This is a genomic window from Kitasatospora sp. NPDC048365 (assembly GCF_043200835.1).
GTDB lineage: Bacteria > Actinomycetota > Actinomycetes > Streptomycetales > Streptomycetaceae > Kitasatospora > Kitasatospora terrestris.
Genome location: NZ_JBICYJ010000009.1, coordinates 104,649 through 119,844, shown reverse-complemented (window position 1 = coordinate 119,844; position 15,196 = coordinate 104,649). Strand labels below are relative to the sequence as shown.

Genomic DNA, 15,196 nt, shown 5'->3' with positions numbered 1-15,196 from the left:
CCGTCAGAAGGGAACCACCTGCCATGAAGAACACCACCGCCGCCGCCGTCACCGCCGTCGCCACCGCCGCCGAGGCCCAGGAGGTCGTCGAGGTCCGCGAGCAGGACCCGGCGGGCGGCATCACCCTCGGCGGCCGCAACCGGATGTGCGCCCGCGCCCGGGTGCTGGCCGGCCTGGTCCTCACCAGCGGCATCGTGATCACCCTCAGCCAGGTCGACACCTCGGTCTCCATGCCGCAGATGTGAGACCCCGACACGGCGCCGGACGTCCGGGTGTGACCGGATGTGAAGCCTACGAGCACCTGGCGTAAAGGCCTTGTGGCCTGTCGAAAGAATGTCAACTAGCATGCGCTCATGCGTTCCCATGCCCCGTACGTGGTCGGCCGTGACCTGCAGCTGAGCCACCTCCAAGGGGCACTGGCCGACGCCAGGAAGCGCCGCGGCGGCGTGGTGTTCCTGGTCGGCGAGGCGGGAATCGGCAAGTCCCGACTGGCCGCCGAGGCGGTCGGCACCGCCTTCGACGCCGACATGCGGGTGCTGCGCGGACGGAGCTCCACCACCGGCCCGACCGTCCCGTTCCGGCCGCTCACCGAAGCGCTGATGTCGCTCTTCCGCGGCGGCGAACCCGTCGACGACTCCGCGCTCGGCCCGTACCGCACCGTGCTCGGCCGGCTCATACCCGACTGGAACACCGGCGAGCACGAGAACAGTTCGATGGTCATCCTCGGCGAGGCCGTGCTGCGCCTGCTCATCGGCGCCGCCAAGGACCGCGGCCTGCTCCTGCTGCTGGAGGACCTGCACGACGCCGACCCCGAGACCCTCGCGGTCGTCGAGTACCTCGTCGACAACCTCGAGTACACGCCCGTCCTGCTGCTGGCCACCATCCGCACCGAGTTCTGCGACGCCCTCGACCTCGCCTCCGCCGCCCGGCGGCGCGGCGTCGGCGCCATGGTCGACCTGCCGCCGCTGACCCGGCCGCAGGTCCGCGACATGGTCGCCGCCCAGCTCGGCACCGAGCCGGCGCAGGTGCCCGAGGACGCGCTGGCCCGGCTCTGGGACGACAGCGCGGGCAGCCCCTTCCTGGTCGAGGAGCTGCTGCAGTCGATGATCAGCGGCGGGGCGCTGGTCCAGGGCACGGACGGCTGGCGGGTCGTCGGCGACCTGCGCGCCGACGTCTCCAGCACCCTCGCCCGCGGCATCCTGCGGCGGATCGACCGGCTCGGGCCGCAGGGCCTCACCCTGCTCTCCGCCGCCGCCGTGCTCGGCCGCCGCTTCCCGCTCACCGTGCTGCAGAAGATGACCGGGATCGACGACCGCAGCCTGCTCAGCCACCTGCACGCCGGTGTCGCCGCCCAACTCGTCGTCCCCGACGAGCCCTCCCCCGACTGGTACGCCTTCCGCCACTCGCTCACCGTGGAGGCGCTGTTCACCCAGCTCACCCCCGGTGCCCGGGCCGACCTCGCCGGGCGCGCCGCCGACGCCGTCCAGCAGCTCCACCCCGAACTCCCCGACGCCTGGTGCCCGCTGGTCGCCGAACTGCGCTCCGAGGCCGGCGACCACGCCGAAGCCGGCCGGCTGTTCGCCGAGGCCGGACGCCGGGCCCTCGCCGACGGCGCCATCGGCTCCGCCGTCACCCTGCTCGACCGCGCCGAATCCCTGCTCACCGGCTGCTCCGACCCCGCCCCGCGCGCCGAGGTCCTGGAATCCCTGCTGCCCGCCCTCGCCGAATCCGGCGACTTCGCCCGGGCGTTCGCCCTCGCCGAGCAGCTCCACGCCCTCGGCGGCGCCGGACTCGGCTCCGCCCGCCTCGCCGCCCTGCACACCCGCCTCGCCAAGGTCGCCCACACCGCCGGACGCTGGGCCGACGGCAACCGCCAGATCGCCCAGGCCCGCGAAGTCCTCGCCCCCGACCCCGACGAGGCCGTCGCCGCCTCCGTCGACGTCGCCGCCGCCTACCTCGCCCTCGACACCCCCGGCGCCGACCGCACCCAGCAGGCCGAGAAGCTCGCCCGCTCCGCCGCCGAGGCCGCCGAACGCCACGACCTGCCCACCGTCGCCTGCCAGGCCTGGGAACTCCTCGCCACCGTCGCCCGCGAACGCGACCCCGGCGAGGCCCACGGCATGCTCGAACGCGCCATGACCACCGCCGAACGCCACCAGCTGCCACTGCGCCGGATGTACGCCGCGACCCGGATCGGCGGCAACGCCTGGCTCCTCGACGGCGACCGCCACGGCCTCCTCGGCGCCCGCGACGAGGCCCTGCGCCTGGGCTCCGCCACCGTCGTCTACACCATCGACGGCATCATGATCCTCGACTCCGTGCTGCGCGGCGAGTTCACCACCGCCCGCGACAACGCCGAGGAGTGCCTCGCCACCGTCCGCCGCCTGCGCCTGGCCCCCGCCGTCCGGTACGTCCTGATGGCCCGCGCCACCTGCGCCGCCCACCTCGGCGACCGCACCGGCATGGAACAGGCCCTCGCCTCCTTCGCCGAATGGGACGGCCACGGCTCCCAGGAGGAACCCCTCGCCCTCGGCCTCGCCCGCACCTTCTGCGCCCTGATGGAGGAGGACCGCGCCCTCGCCGACCGCGAACTGCGCATCCTCGCCGACATCGAGCGCGACAACCCCTCCACCTACCACCTGGCCGGCTCGCACGGCCTGCGGCTGCTGCTCGACGTCCTCTCCGGCGAGGCCGACCGCGCCCGGCACGCCCTCACCACCGACACCGCCTCCGGACGGATGCGCTGGAACCGGCAGTTCACCCTGCTCGCCGACGCCGTCCTGCTCGGCCGCGAAGGAAGACCCGACGCCGCCGCCGGCGCCGTCGACGCCGCCCTCCGGCTCGCCGAGCCCTACCCCACCGCCCTCCACCTCGGCCTGCGTCTGGTCGCCGACGCCGCCCACACCGACGGCTGGGGCGACCCGGTCACCTGGCTCCGCCGCGCCGAACACCACTTCCACCAGCAGGAAGTACCCGCCGTCACCGGCGCCTGCCGCGCCGCGCTGCGCCGCCTCGGCGCCCCCGTCCACCAGCACCGCACCGGCACCAGCCGGATCCCCGAGGAGCTGCGGGCCCAGGGCGTCACCGTCCGCGAGTACGAGGTGTTCGTCGTCCTCGCCGACCGGCTCGGCAACCGCGACATCGCCGAACGGCTCTACATCTCGCCGCGCACCGTGGAGAAGCACATCGCCGCCCTGATCACCAAGACCGGCGTCGCCAACCGGGCCGCCCTCTGCGCCCTCAGCGCGTCGCTCGGCGGCTGATCCGCCCTCAGCGCGTCGCCCGGAGGCCGAGCCACTCACGGAGCTCGGCGATCACGGCCTGCTCGCGCTTGCCGGCCGGGCCGTCCACCTCGGCCACCTGCTGGGCCACGTCCAGGAGGTGGCCGAGATCCCCCGCCTCGGCGTCCAACCGGTGCCACACGTCGGCGGGATCGAGGTCCACCAGGTTTGCGAGTCCCTCGTCCACCACCCCGTGCCGCTCCCGGGCCAGCCGCACCAGGTGCCGCATCAGCAGCGCCTCGTTGTCGGACTTCTCCCGGTCCGCCGCGATGACCAGCCACGCCACCCACAGCATCGCGTTCGGGTGCTCGGTCCGGGCGGTCAGCCGCTCCGCGAGCTCGACCACCCGCGCCTCGTTCCGGAAGACGGCCTGCGCGTGCCGCCCCGCGAGCAGGGTCGTCCAGCGGTTCAGGATGACCGAGAGCGGAACGCCGACCAGCGGGATGCCCACCTTGATGACGCTGCGCTGCAGCAGGTACTTCCCGACGTACGGCAGCCCCTTCGCCGCCGACAGCGCGGACTTCGCGTAGAAACGCTTGATCACCTGCCGGGTCAGGCCCGGAACGAACTTGATCACGCCCGTGCGGGCCGCCTCCCCGCTCTTGATCGTGAAGGCGACGCGCAGCATCTTCCACAGGTCCTCGGGGTCGTCGAGGTCCGGCGGAACCCGGTACAGGACCGCGATGTCATGGGCCAGGCGGAGCTGCAGCTGGCTGATGTACGCGACATCGACCATCAGCGTCGCCACCGCGGCCGGGACCGTCGCCGGCGAGGCGCCGCCGAGACTCCCGATCGTGGCCGCGACCGCCGCCGTGTACGCCCCCGCGGAGAGCCCGCCCTCGATCGCGGCGTACCGGGCCGCCATCTTGATCCGCTGATCGACGATCACATCCGCCGGGACGCCCGCGTACCGCTCCTGGAAGTACTGCCAGTTCACCTTCCGGGTGTAGGCGCTCAGCGCCTGCGCCACCAGCTTGGTGAACCAGTTGCCGGACCGGATGTCGTCCGCGCTCAGCCGCTTGACGAACTCCCGTATCTCGGCCTGCTCGTGCTCGACGGCCTCCCGGTCGGTGTCGTCGCCGTCGGTCTCGTTGCCGTCGGCGTCGACACCTTCGATCGGGGCAGTGGTCATGGTGGAGTTCTCCCAGGCGGTTCGTCGGCGAATGCCCCCGTCGGGCTGCCACCCTAGCGCCTCGCCCGGAGAGGTGAACTTCCCTTCCGCGAAACGCCGGTGGGCCGGCGAATTGGTAGGGTCGGCCCCTCCTGGTGATCCCGGACCGTTCCTGGAGGGACAATGCCGCTGCTTCCCGCGTGGGCGCGCAACCTGCTGCTACCGGTGTACGAGCGGCGGGTCATCCGCGGCCTCGACGGGCTGCCCCGCCCCAAGAACGTCGGCATCATGCTCGACGGCAACCGGCGCTGGGCCAGGGCCGCCGGCCACCGCGACGTGGTCGAGGGCTACCGGGTCGGCGGCGCCAAGGTCGAGGAGTTCCTCACCTGGTGCGCGGACGCCGGCGTCGAACACGTCACCCTCTTCATGCTCTCCGACGACAACCTCGGCCGCCCCGCCGAACAGCTCGTCCCCCTCCTCGGCATCATCCAGGACACCGTCGCCGGCCTCGCCCTCCCCGGCCGCCCCTGGCGCGTCCACCTGATCGGCTCCCTCGACCTGCTCCCCGGCGACCTCGCCGCCGCCATGAAGCAGGACGCCGCGAGCACCACCGACCGCGACGGCCTGCGCGTCGACGTCGCCGTCGGCTACGGCGGGCGCCGCGAGATCGTCGACGCCGTCCGCGCCGCCCTCCGCCACCACATCGCCGCCGGCGGCGACCCCGCCGACCTCGCCGACACCCTCGACGTCGAGCACATCAGCGCCAACCTCTACTCCGACGCCTCCGACCAGGCCGACCTGATCATCCGCACCTCCGGCGAGCAGCGGCTGTCCGGCTTCCTGCTCTGGCAGTCCGCGTACGCCGAGATGTACTGGGTCGACGTCTACTGGCCCGCCTTCCGCCGCGTCGACCTCCTGCGGGCCCTCCGCTCCTTCGGCCAACGCGAACGCCGCTACGGCCGCTGACCGCGCCCCCGCCGCTACCGGTCCGGCTGCTCGATCCTCAGCGTCCACCGCGCCCCGGCCGGGGCCTCCACCCGGACGTCGACGTCCTGCGGCGCCAAGAGCCGGAAGACGTTGCGCACCGGCGTCACCGTCCCCGGAGGACAGATCACCGTGGAGACCGACGCCGGCTCCAGCCGGACGACCAGGTCACCGTCGCTGCACACCACGACGACGACCACCTCGCCCGCGGCCAGCGCGTACGACCCGACGGTGGAGCCGCCCTCCCGGACCGGAACGGTGACGACCGTCTTCCTCCCCGGCTCGGCCGGGGTGAGGGCGGGGATCTCGACGTGCACGGGCTCCGACGGGTGAGGAGCCGGCGTCGCGGAGGGAGGCGGCGAAGGCGGGGAGGGATCGCCGGAACTCGTACAACCCGCGAGCACCAGGCCCAGGAGTGCGGGAACAGCCGGGACCACGAGCCTTGCCCTCATTGCCGGTTCCCCCAGGGGTCTCCCGCGCGGACCTACGGACGGGACCGTACCCGTTCCCGTGGCGGGCAGTCCGGGGAGAGCGCAGGACCCCCGCCGTCCGGGGTGGTCGGCGGGGGTCGGGTGGTGGGTGCGGGGGTCGGACGGCCGGCCCGGCTCGGGGGCGGGGCCGGCGTCCTGGGTGGGTGGGGTCAGCCGGCGATGGCGAAGCCGTTCACCCAGAGGTTGTTGACCCGGTTCCGCTCGGTGGTGTTCGGGTACGGGTTGGTGCAGGAGGTGCCGGGGCCGCCGCCGGACATCAGCTCGCTGCACGGGCCGGAGTAGTGGTCGGGCAGGCCGAGCACGTGGCCGGTCTCGTGCGCGGTGACGCGCAGCGAGTTGTACTGCCGGTTCTGCGCGTAGTCGAGGAAGATGTAGCCGCGGCCGTGGCCGTCGGTGGAGGCGTAGGAGCCGCGGGAGTCGTTGCCCTCGTAGTAGCGGAAGTCGGCGTTGGTGCCGGAGCGGAGCTGGACCTTGGTGACCGAGCTGTTCCAGATCTGCGCGCTCTGGGAGATGACGGTGCGGAAGCTCGGCGCGCTGCTGGCGTCGTAGGTGACGGTGACGGCCAGCAGGAAGGGGTTGGCGGCCTGCTTGGCCTTCGCCGACTTCATCACGGCCTCGTAGAACGCCTTGTTGTTGGCGTCCTCCGTGGAGTTGGCGGCGATGCCGGCGGAGGGGGTGTAGCCCTGGGTGGTGGCCGCGGCGGCGGGTACGGCGGCGGTTCCGGCCGCGAGGACCAGTCCGAGGGCAGCGGCGAGCACGGTCATGGAGCGGTTCATGTGGGGACTCCATTCGCGGGTCCCGGGGCCGTGGGGAGGCTGTCCGGGACACGGTGACAAGTTGTTGCACCGAGCTTGGGGCAGGGCGGACGGGGCGCGGAGATGGCAACCGGCGATAGCTCGGTGCAATACCCCTGCAGTGAACGGAGTTTGACACTTCCTTGGCATTGCTTGACATGCCCTTGGCAGATCGTGGACGCCCCGTTATGCTCCCGTCGTGGAGCTCGACGTCCGACACCTGCGGGTGCTGTGCGCGATCGCGGACACCGGCAGCGTCCGGAAGGCCGCCCGTCGGCTCGGCATGACCCAACCGTCGCTCACCACCCAGCTGCACCGGATCGAACGGACCATCGGCGGACGGCTGTTCACCCGCGAACAGACCGGCAGCCGCCCCACCGTCCTCGGCCACTCGGTGCTCTCCCGGGCCAGACCCGTGATCAGCGAGATGGACGCCCTCGTCGCCGCCGCCCGCGCCGAGGCCGCCGGACCCGGCCGCCGACGGCTGCGGATCGGCAGCGTCGGCAGCCGGGCCGTCGCCGCCTGGCTGCGCCGCATCCACGACCGGCTCCCGGAGACCGACACCACCATCCACATCGACATCTCGGCGATCGCCCTGCTCCAACTCGTCGCCGCCGAACAGCTCGACATCGCCTTCGTCCACGAGAGCGAGGGCTTCCCGCTGCGCGTCCCGGCCGGCACCGAGCAGCGCGTCCTGGTCGCCCGCGAGCCGCAGTTCGTCGCCCTCGCCGAGACCCACCCCGCCGCCGGCCGCCCGGTCGTCAGCCTCGCCGACCTCGCCCACGACACCTGGATGGTCGACCCGACCGCCGACCACGAGTACGCCGCGCTGCGCCGGGTCTTCACCGAGGCCGGGCTCGACCCGCGCGTCGTCCAGGTCCGGGACAACGCCACCGCCGCCGAACTCGTCGCCTCCGGCGAGGCCGTCCGCCCCTGCCAGCCCACCTCGCCGCCCGGCCCCGGCACCGTCCTGCGCCCCGTCCACGGCGACCCGCTCGCCGTCCGGCTGCTGCTCACCTGGCGACCCGGCGCCGTCGGCGGCCCCGCCCTCGACGGCCTGTGGACCGACCTGCGCCACGCCTACCTCGACCTCGCCGGCGCCAACCCCGCCTACCGCGCCTGGCTCCGCCGCCACAACCGCTCCCTGCGCACCCTCCTCGCCCCCGCCGTACCGCCGCTCTGACGTCCCGTCCCGCCCGCGCGGGATTCGCCCGGTCGGCCGGGGAAGGAGCCATTCCATGGAGAAGTTCCGGGTGCACGCGAAGTGTCGGAGCGGTACGGGCAGGTCCTGCGGGCGCAGCTCGTCGGACTGGCGGAGGAGCTGACCCCCGGCGACGACCTCGCTCTGTTCTCCCTCGACGAGCCGGAGGTCGTCGACTGGCACGAGCCCCCGGCCTACGGCTGCTCGACCGTGTTCCTCCCGGAGCGGGCCGAGGGGTCGGCGCCGCCGACGTTTTGGCCCGGGGGCCGGGCCGCTCAACGCGGCCGGCTGGGAGGTTGCCGGGCCGGCGGAGGGAAGCGGCGGTCCGGCGCGCAGGTATGTCGTCACCGCCCTCCACCCCGGTGGTGTCCGGATCGAGGTGCGGTCGGGCGACGGCGGATCGAGCGTGCTCTACAGGGGGCGGCCCCGGGCGTGGCCCTGCAACAGGCGGAGGAGTTCAGGTGGCCGGAGCCGGTCCGGGCGCCGGAGACCGTCACGCCCGGCTTCGTGCTCTGCTACAAGTGCGACGGTATCGGAGGAGCCTGCGAGGACTGCGGCGGTGGCCACGGGGGACAGAGCCAGGCTGGGGGACACGTCGAGCACCGCAATCGCAACGGAGAACCTGCAGTTCAGTACACCTAACTGAAGTCCAGGCCTCCGGTTCGGGTGCGCTTGAGTTCGAAGAAGTTCGGGTAGCCGGCCAGCAGGCGGACGCCGTCGAAGACGCGGACGGCTTCCTCGCCGCGGGGTATCGCGGTGAGGACGGGGCCGAAGAAGGCGGTGCCGTCGATGTGGATGGTGGGGGTGCCGACCTCCTCGCCGACCGGGTCCATGCCCTCGTGGTGGCTCTTGCGCAGGGCGTCGTCGTAGTCGGTGGTGCGGGCGGCGTCGGCGAGGTCGGCGGGCAGGCCGACGGCGGTGAGGGCTTCGCGGATCAGGGTGTCGTCGGCGGCCCGGTCCTGGTTGTGCAGGCGGGTGCCGAGGGCGGTGTACAGCTCGCGCAGGACGCCGTCGCCGTGGTGCTGGGCGGCGGCGATGCAGACCCGGACCGGGCCCCAGCCGGTGTCGAGCAGGCGGCGGTAGCGTTCGGGCAGGTCCTCGCGGCCCTCGTTGAGCACGGACAGGCTCATCACCCGGAAGTTCAGGTCGAGTTCGCGGTGCTGCTCGACCTCCAGGATCCACCGCGAGGTGATCCAGGCGAACGGGCAGATCGGGTCGAAGTAGAAGTCGACTGTGGTCACCCGTCCGACGCTAGGCGATCGGCCAGGTGTTCGACTGGTCCAATCGGGCGCGGGTTCCGTGGGCCATGACGGGTGGTCACGCCGCGCGGACGGCGGCCCGGCGGCGGGCGGCGAGGCGGTCGGCCGCGGCGCAGGCCAGGGTGGCGGTGACGAGGAGCGCGGCCATCGCGCGCAGCAGGCCGCTCTCGTAGTAGGTGTCGGTGAGCGCCTTCGCGGCGAGGTACGCGGCGAGCAGGCCGCACGCGCCGGCGAGGAGCAGGGGGAGGAGCGCGGCGCGCACCGGCCGGGTCCACAGTGCCACCGCGGTCACCAGCAGGGCGCCGAGCACGGACAGCACGGGCATGCCGAACTCCACGCCGTAGCGGATCGCCAGGGCCGGGACGAGGAAGAGCACCAGGAAGCGGCGCAGCACCTCCTGGAGGGCGAGGGTGCTCGCGCCGTCGGCGGGTTCGGGCGTGCGCCACCGGGCGGTGGCCGCCAGGACCAGCACGGCGAGCAGCAGCTCCGGCCAACGGCCGCCCAGGTGGCCGATGTTGTAGAGCAGGGCGGTGTCGTAGACCACCATGACCAGCTGTCCGACCGCCCAGAGCGAGGCGGTGAAGCGCAGCAGGCCGAGGGTGCCGGGCCGACGGTCGGGGCCGGGTTCGCGCCGGGCGAGCGCGATCAGGGCGGGCGCGGTGACGAGGGCGGAGGCCGTACGGAGGAGCAGGTCCTGGACGGTCCACGGGTTGTACAGGCCCCACTCGACGACGCCGAAGACGACCGTGTACGCGAGGGCGGTCGACCGGACCAGTGGGCCGGAGCCGAGGACCGTCCGGTAACGGGCGGGGCTGAGCCGGCGCAGCACGGTGGCGTACGCGAACAGGACGAACGGCAGCTCCAGGAAGGCCTGGACGCGCAGCACGGTCGGCGCGAACAGGGCCGGCGCGGGCAGGTGGTCGGCGAGGGCCCGGACCAGCGGGTTGCCGGTCGGCTGGGCGAACCAGCCGGGCGGCAGGTACCGGGTGACGAAGCCGGCGTCCCCGCCGTGGACCCGCAGCAGGTAGGCCGCGCAGAGCAGTTGGTTGAGGTAGATCAGCGCGGTCACCGCGAGCAGGACGAGTTCCGGCGCCACCGTGCGGCCCGCCCGGGGCGGTGCCGGGCGGCGCAGCAGCGGCAGCCCGAGCAGCAGCCCGGCGGGCACTCCGGCGACCACGGTGGCATTGACCAGGACGGCGGTGAACGTCATCGGGCGACCCTAGCGGTAGCCCGTCCCGGTCCGACCGTTCGGGGTCGCACGTCGCTCGGCGGCGCTGAACGCGGCGCGCGGTCGGCGAGGTGCGGCCAGCACCTGTTTCCGATCCTCAAAGTTGCAGGTCACCTATGGATGCCCGAAATGGGCGGTTTGTGGAAGCGTTCGCCGAACGGTCAAGGTGACCGTTCGGCAGACGGAACTGCTGGGGTAGGTGGGGCGAGCCGGGCGGTCTCCGGGGAGAGCTCCACCCGGGGGCCGGCGAACCTTGGTCGGCGGACCAGCTCAGCCTTGATCGTTCTCAAGTTGGTGGCCACCAACTTGCCCTGGGCTCACCTGATACCAGGCTACTGAGCTCGCCCACCCGGAGCATGAACAGGGAGGGCCGACGGCTCAACCCTATGGACAACGCCAACGCCGCCGAGCGGGCCCAAGCCAGGCCACCGAGGTCACCTCCGGCAGGCCGGCATCACGCTTTCAAGGTCAGTAGCCATCCACGAGGTCGCTAGTCGGCGGTCAGCTCGTCGAGGAAGCGCTCCACGGTGCCCTGGCGGGCGGTGAACTCGTGCAGCGGCTCGCCGATCACTCGGCCGGCCAGGTCGACGGACAGTTCTCCTATCCAGCCCTGCAGTTCGACTCGGGCCAGCTCCCGGTCGAGGTCTATCCGGGCGCGCCCGTCGGCGACCAGCGCCGCACGCTGGCGCTGCCCCTCGGCGCGGGCGGCGACGAGCAGCCCGGCGCCTTCCGCGGCGGCGGCCTGCAAGATCGCGGCGGCCTCCAGACGGGCGGCCGACAACTCCTCCCGCCGTGCGGCGAGCGCCCGTTCGGCCTCGGCGGCGGTCTGTTCTGCCCGGGCCAGCCGCCCTTCGGTGGCGTCCCGCCGCTCCGCGAGGATCTGTTCCACCCGGGGCAGCAGCCCGCGGCCGAGGACCAGGAACACCAGCAGGAAGCAGGACAGGCCCACGACGGCTTCAGCAGTGAACTCAACAATGGTCTTCAGAGGGTCCATGCTTCCGTTCTACCCTCCAACATCCTGCAAAATTCGAATAGTTGACCGTATCCGCGTCAGCCGACGGCACCCCGCCGGGCGACCCGTCCGGGCCTGCCACTCCTCGGACTCCAGCACCTCGGGCAGGTGTCGCGCGACGTCCCAGACGTCGATGCGGGAGAAGTAGAAGGGTAGTCGGTGGGCGTGCTCGCGCCGGGAGGCCATTCGACCAGCAGGGCCTCGACCGGCGGCACGCCGTCCCACGCTACTCACTACCTGTTGAAGCTCTCCCCGGAGACCGTCCGCTCGCCCCACCTGCCCCAGCAGTTCCGTTCGCCGAACGCTTCCACAAGCCGCCCATTTCAGGCATCCATGGGTTGACCTGCAACTTTGAGGATCGGAAACAGGTACTCACCTGGGCCGCGATCACCCTCACGACCAGGCGCATCACCCGCCGCCAGTCCCGCCGATCCCGCCGGTCCCGCCAACCGGCCTCCCGCGAAGCCCTCGGGACTGATCGTTCTCACGGTCACCGTGGTGACCGTCCCCGGGAGAGGCCCGGGTCGCCGACGCCGACCCGTCTCCCACTCTCCCGCGGAGCCGAACGGCCCGTCAGCAAAATCACTCGCTCCAGGCCGCCGACCTCGGTTCAGTCGTCACCGCCCTGAGAGACGAGTTCCGGGTGCCGTCCGAGCAAGCAACTCGGGTCCGGCTTCTGAGGACGAGGACCCGGCTCAGTTCCTTGGCGGCGTCGGTCAGTCCTACGAAGCGATCAAGTCGCCTATCCCGATTAGCGGTCGAGTCGTCGCGGGGCTCCGGGCGGCCAAGTTCTTTGAGCCATCAGGCGGCGACAAGCTCACAGCCATACCCGGAACCCCTGGGCGTCCCTGATCCTACGAATGATCAGATCCGACCCGCTTGAAAGGTAGGACAAGCTCAGCCGGAGACGGTGCCGTGGAGGCCGAGCGGGGGCGGGACGGGCAGGCCGAGGGCGGCGGCCCAGCGGGCGGTGTCGGCGAGCGGGGTGGTGTCGTCGGCGTCGGTGCGGCGGGCGGTGGCGAGGTGTTCGGGTACGGCGTCGGCGGCGGCGAGCGCGGCCCACTGGGCGCGGGTCAGGGCGAGGTGGCGCAGGCCGGGAAGGTCGGCGAGGACCGTCGGGTCGGCGGGCTCCGCGCGGGACAGGTCGAGGCCGCGCAGGGCGGGCAGGGTGCGCAGCGGGGCGAGGTCCAGTGGGCCGGTGCAGGTCAGGGTGAGGGTGGCGAGGGTCGGGTGCCCGGTGAGGGCGGCGAGGCCGTCCGGCTGCACGGCGGCGGTGAGGTCTTCGAGCGGGGCCTCGCGCAGTGGTGCGAGGTCGGCGGGCGCGGAGGTCTTCAGGTACAGCTTCCGTACGGGCACGTCGGCGAGGCGGGTGAGGTCCGCGGGGCCGGGGCCGTGCAGGTGGACCGCCTGGGTGCCGGTCGGGATGCGGTCGGGCAGGTCGTTCTCGAGCAGTTCGGCGTTCCAACCGCGGCCGTCGAGGTCGTGGAGCTCGACGTACTCCTCGTCCACCACGTCGTAGGCGCCGTCGTCGAGCAGGCCGAGGTAGCGGCCGAGGAGGGCGGTCACCGACTCGGCCGCGTACGCGGGGCCGTCGGTGAAGTCGCGGCCGATCTCCAGCACCTGGCCGGGGCGGCCGTGCACGGCGGGCGCCAGGTCGACCGCCAGGTAGTTGCCGTCGGCGGAGGTGGCGAACGGCAGCCACCCCGGGTGGGCGAGGAGCCGGCGGACGGTGCCGAACGGTTCGGGTTCGAGGAGGACGGAGTTCCACTCCGGTGGGCCGCCGTCCTCGCCGAGCACGCCGTGGGCCCGGACCAGCTCGGCGAGCGGCAGCCAGGTGTCGCCGTTGAACAGGCCGGTGTCCCCGTCCCCGTCGGCCGCCAGGTAGAGCGCGCGCAGGTCGGCGGGCAGGGCGACGCCCAGGCGCTGCTCGGCGGCGGCCAGCTCGGCTTCGCCGGCGGGCGGCGGCAACTCGGTGGGAGCGCCGAGGAGTTCGTCGCGGCGGCGGAGGAAGGCGTGCAGCCGCTCCACCGCGAGCGCGGGGTCGCCGGCGGGCGGCGCGGTGCCCGCCTCCTGGGCGAGGCCGGGCGGGACCGGCCGGTACGCCGGGTCGGGGACGGCCGAAGCGGCGGTGGGCGGGTACGCCCCGAGGTCGGTGGCGGTCACCGTGTACGCGCCGGTGGGGCGGCAGCGGATCTCCAGGTCGACCCGCTGCCAGCCCCGGGCGGCCCGGACCGCCGCGACCAGCTCGCCGACCTCGTCCAGGCCGTGCGGCCGCCCCGGTTCACGGTGTCCGCGCGGGCGTGCCGGGGCGGGCGGGAAGGTGTAGCTGCTGCGGGCCCGCAGCCCGTGGCCGGTGTCACGGCCGGTCAGCAGCGACTCCGTCCAGCCCTCCGGCGCGGTCTCGACGATGCGCTCGACGACCCGCCGGGCTGCCTGCTCCACCTGTCCGGTCATCGGTCTCCCCTCCCCTGGTGCTGATCGCGAGGATCATCGCACCCGGGTCGGACAGCTCAGGACGGCTCAGGACGGCTGAGGACGGCTGAGGACGGCTCAGGACATCTCGCGGACCGGGCGGGAGGAGAGCACGACCAGCGCGGTGACGGCGAGGACCGCGGCGGTGAAGGTGAACATCGCGGCGGTGGAGACCTTGGCGAGCGCACCGCAGGTGATCAGGGAGAGCGGGGCGGCGGCGTAGCCGAGGACCATGTCGACCGAGATGACGCGGCTGAGGATGTCCTTGGGGATGTTGCGCTGGATCCAGCTGAGGCCGAAGACGCCCTGGAAGCCGATGCCGAAGCCCATGGCGAGGACGGTGAGCACGGCGGCCGGGGTGTTGGCGAGCAGGCCGAGGGTGCCCATGCCGACGGCGAGCCAGCCGGCCAGCGCGGCGACCAGCAGGCCGACCCGGGGGCGTCCGCCGAGCAGGCCGCCGACCAGGGTGCCGAGCATGGCGCCGCCGGCCAGCGCGCCGTTGAGCAGGCCGAGGGTGGTGGAGCCGCCGTGCAGCGCGGAGTTGGCGAGGGTGGCGAAGCCGACGGTGAACGGGCCCGCGTAACAGAAGTTGACGGCGGTGTCGAGGAGGACGACGGTGCGCAGCCGCGGGTCGTCCCAGGTGTAGCGGATGCCCTCGCGGATCCGGGCGCCGAGCGACGGTCCGTCGGACGTGCCGCCACCGGCGGCGGGCTTGCGCGCGGCGGCGGGGATGAGCGAGACGCACAGGCCGCAGAGCGCGAAGCAGACGCCGTCGACCAGGAAGGCGACGGGGGCGTCGGAGAGCGCGACGACCAGGCCGCCGACCGCCGGGCCGAGGACGGCGGAGATCCGGGTGCCGGTGCCGAGCAGGGCGTTGGCCTGGGTGAGGACCTCCTTGTCGACGACCGAGGGCAGGACGGAGACCCGGGCGGGCTGGAAGAAGGCGTCCACGGTGCCGAAGGCGGCCGCGGCGGCGCACAGCAGCCAGACGGTGAGCGAGCCGGTGAGTCCGGCGACGCCGACGGCAGCCATCAGGCCGGCCCGGGCCCAGCTGGAGGCGACCATCAGGGCGCGGGGCGACCAGCGGTCGCCGAGCGAGCCGCCGACCAGGGTGAGCAGGGCGCGCGGGACGGCCTGGAAGGTGAGGACGTAGCCGAGGTTGAGGGTGGAGTGGGTGAGCGAGAGGGTGATCCAGGAGAAGGCGATGACGCTGAAGCCGTCGCCGAGCAGGGAGAGCGACTGGCCGGCCCACAGCAGCCGGAAGTTGCGGTTGCGGGCGGGGCTCCACAGGCGGGGCGGCGCGGGTGCGGTGACGGTGGTGGTCGCCATCGTCGGTCCTTTCCGTACGGGAAGGGGGCGGGCC

Annotated in this window: 12 protein-coding genes; 4 read left to right on the top strand and 8 right to left on the bottom strand. The window is 73.2% G+C overall.

The window, feature by feature from the left end; all coding sequences use genetic code 11:
* The first annotated feature begins 23 nt into the window (after nt 1-23).
* Together ACGFX4_RS11715 and ACGFX4_RS11710 are read left to right on the top strand one after the other, a co-directional pair.
* On the top strand, nt 24-245 hold the full coding sequence (locus ACGFX4_RS11715) for a hypothetical protein (RefSeq protein WP_393072152.1): 222 nt from the start codon (nt 24-26) through the stop codon (nt 243-245).
* Nucleotides 246-353: 108 nt separating this feature from the next.
* Nucleotides 354-3,263: an AAA family ATPase gene (locus tag ACGFX4_RS11710; RefSeq protein ID WP_393072150.1), complete on the top strand. Its 2,910-nt coding sequence runs from the start codon at nt 354-356 to the stop codon at nt 3,261-3,263.
* Between the two features lie 7 nt (nt 3,264-3,270).
* Here the strand turns inward: ACGFX4_RS11710 and ACGFX4_RS11705 are convergent, their stop codons facing one another.
* Nucleotides 3,271-4,413, bottom strand: a complete 1,143-nt coding sequence (locus ACGFX4_RS11705; protein ID WP_393072148.1) for a hypothetical protein — start codon at nt 4,411-4,413, stop codon at nt 3,271-3,273.
* A gap of 162 nt (nt 4,414-4,575) precedes the next feature.
* Between ACGFX4_RS11705 and ACGFX4_RS11700 the strand changes: the two genes are divergently transcribed.
* The gene (locus ACGFX4_RS11700; protein ID WP_393072146.1) at nt 4,576-5,358 is read left to right on the top strand and encodes an isoprenyl transferase; all 783 of its coding nucleotides are present in this window, start codon (nt 4,576-4,578) and stop codon (nt 5,356-5,358) included.
* A 14-nt stretch (nt 5,359-5,372) separates the two neighbouring features.
* On the opposite strand, the gene ACGFX4_RS11695 is transcribed toward ACGFX4_RS11700, so the two are convergent.
* Both ACGFX4_RS11695 and snpA read right to left on the bottom strand, forming a co-directional pair.
* Entirely contained in the window at nt 5,373-5,693 is a 321-nt protein-coding gene (locus ACGFX4_RS11695) for a hypothetical protein (RefSeq protein WP_393072144.1), read from the bottom strand.
* 323 nt (nt 5,694-6,016) lie between these two features.
* Nucleotides 6,017-6,643 (bottom strand): snapalysin, encoded by a 627-nt coding sequence (gene snpA / locus ACGFX4_RS11690; protein WP_393072142.1) that lies wholly within the window; start codon nt 6,641-6,643, stop codon nt 6,017-6,019.
* 217 nt (nt 6,644-6,860) lie between these two features.
* Between snpA and ACGFX4_RS11685 the strand changes: the two genes are divergently transcribed.
* Nucleotides 6,861-7,844: a LysR family transcriptional regulator gene (locus ACGFX4_RS11685; protein ID WP_393072140.1), complete on the top strand. Its 984-nt coding sequence runs from the start codon at nt 6,861-6,863 to the stop codon at nt 7,842-7,844.
* Nucleotides 7,845-8,500: 656 nt separating this feature from the next.
* Here the strand turns inward: ACGFX4_RS11685 and ACGFX4_RS11680 are convergent.
* The 5 genes from ACGFX4_RS11680 to ACGFX4_RS11660 form a co-directional block, all read right to left on the bottom strand.
* Nucleotides 8,501-9,103, bottom strand: coding sequence for a disulfide bond formation protein DsbA (locus tag ACGFX4_RS11680; protein ID WP_393072138.1), 603 nt, complete (start codon nt 9,101-9,103; stop codon nt 8,501-8,503).
* 76 nt (nt 9,104-9,179) lie between these two features.
* Nucleotides 9,180-10,331 (bottom strand): hypothetical protein, encoded by a 1,152-nt coding sequence (locus ACGFX4_RS11675; RefSeq protein WP_393072136.1) that lies wholly within the window; start codon nt 10,329-10,331, stop codon nt 9,180-9,182.
* A gap of 508 nt (nt 10,332-10,839) precedes the next feature.
* Nucleotides 10,840-11,343: a F0F1 ATP synthase subunit B gene (locus ACGFX4_RS11670; protein ID WP_393072134.1), complete on the bottom strand. Its 504-nt coding sequence runs from the start codon at nt 11,341-11,343 to the stop codon at nt 10,840-10,842.
* Nucleotides 11,344-12,258: 915 nt separating this feature from the next.
* Entirely contained in the window at nt 12,259-13,815 is a 1,557-nt protein-coding gene (locus tag ACGFX4_RS11665) for an SMI1/KNR4 family protein (protein WP_393072132.1), read from the bottom strand.
* A 96-nt stretch (nt 13,816-13,911) separates the two neighbouring features.
* A complete protein-coding gene (locus ACGFX4_RS11660; RefSeq protein ID WP_393072130.1) occupies nt 13,912-15,162 on the bottom strand; it encodes an MFS transporter in 1,251 nt (416 codons plus the stop codon).
* Nucleotides 15,163-15,196: the final 34 nt, after the last annotated feature.

What these genes read in the sequence shown, in the direction of transcription:
- ACGFX4_RS11715 (WP_393072152.1), top strand. Translation starts at nt 24, where the DNA reads ATGAAGAACACCACCGCCGCCGCCGTCACCGCCGTCGCCACCGCCGCC.
- ACGFX4_RS11710 (WP_393072150.1), top strand. Translation starts at nt 354, where the DNA reads ATGCGTTCCCATGCCCCGTACGTGGTCGGCCGTGACCTGCAGCTGAGC.
- ACGFX4_RS11705 (WP_393072148.1), bottom strand. Translation starts at nt 4,413, where the DNA reads ATGACCACTGCCCCGATCGAAGGTGTCGACGCCGACGGCAACGAGACC.
- ACGFX4_RS11700 (WP_393072146.1), top strand. Translation starts at nt 4,576, where the DNA reads ATGCCGCTGCTTCCCGCGTGGGCGCGCAACCTGCTGCTACCGGTGTAC.
- snpA (WP_393072142.1), bottom strand. Translation starts at nt 6,643, where the DNA reads ATGAACCGCTCCATGACCGTGCTCGCCGCTGCCCTCGGACTGGTCCTC.
- ACGFX4_RS11675 (WP_393072136.1), bottom strand. Translation starts at nt 10,331, where the DNA reads ATGACGTTCACCGCCGTCCTGGTCAATGCCACCGTGGTCGCCGGAGTG.
- ACGFX4_RS11670 (WP_393072134.1), bottom strand. Translation starts at nt 11,343, where the DNA reads ATGGACCCTCTGAAGACCATTGTTGAGTTCACTGCTGAAGCCGTCGTG.
- ACGFX4_RS11665 (WP_393072132.1), bottom strand. Translation starts at nt 13,815, where the DNA reads ATGACCGGACAGGTGGAGCAGGCAGCCCGGCGGGTCGTCGAGCGCATC.
- ACGFX4_RS11660 (WP_393072130.1), bottom strand. Translation starts at nt 15,162, where the DNA reads ATGGCGACCACCACCGTCACCGCACCCGCGCCGCCCCGCCTGTGGAGC.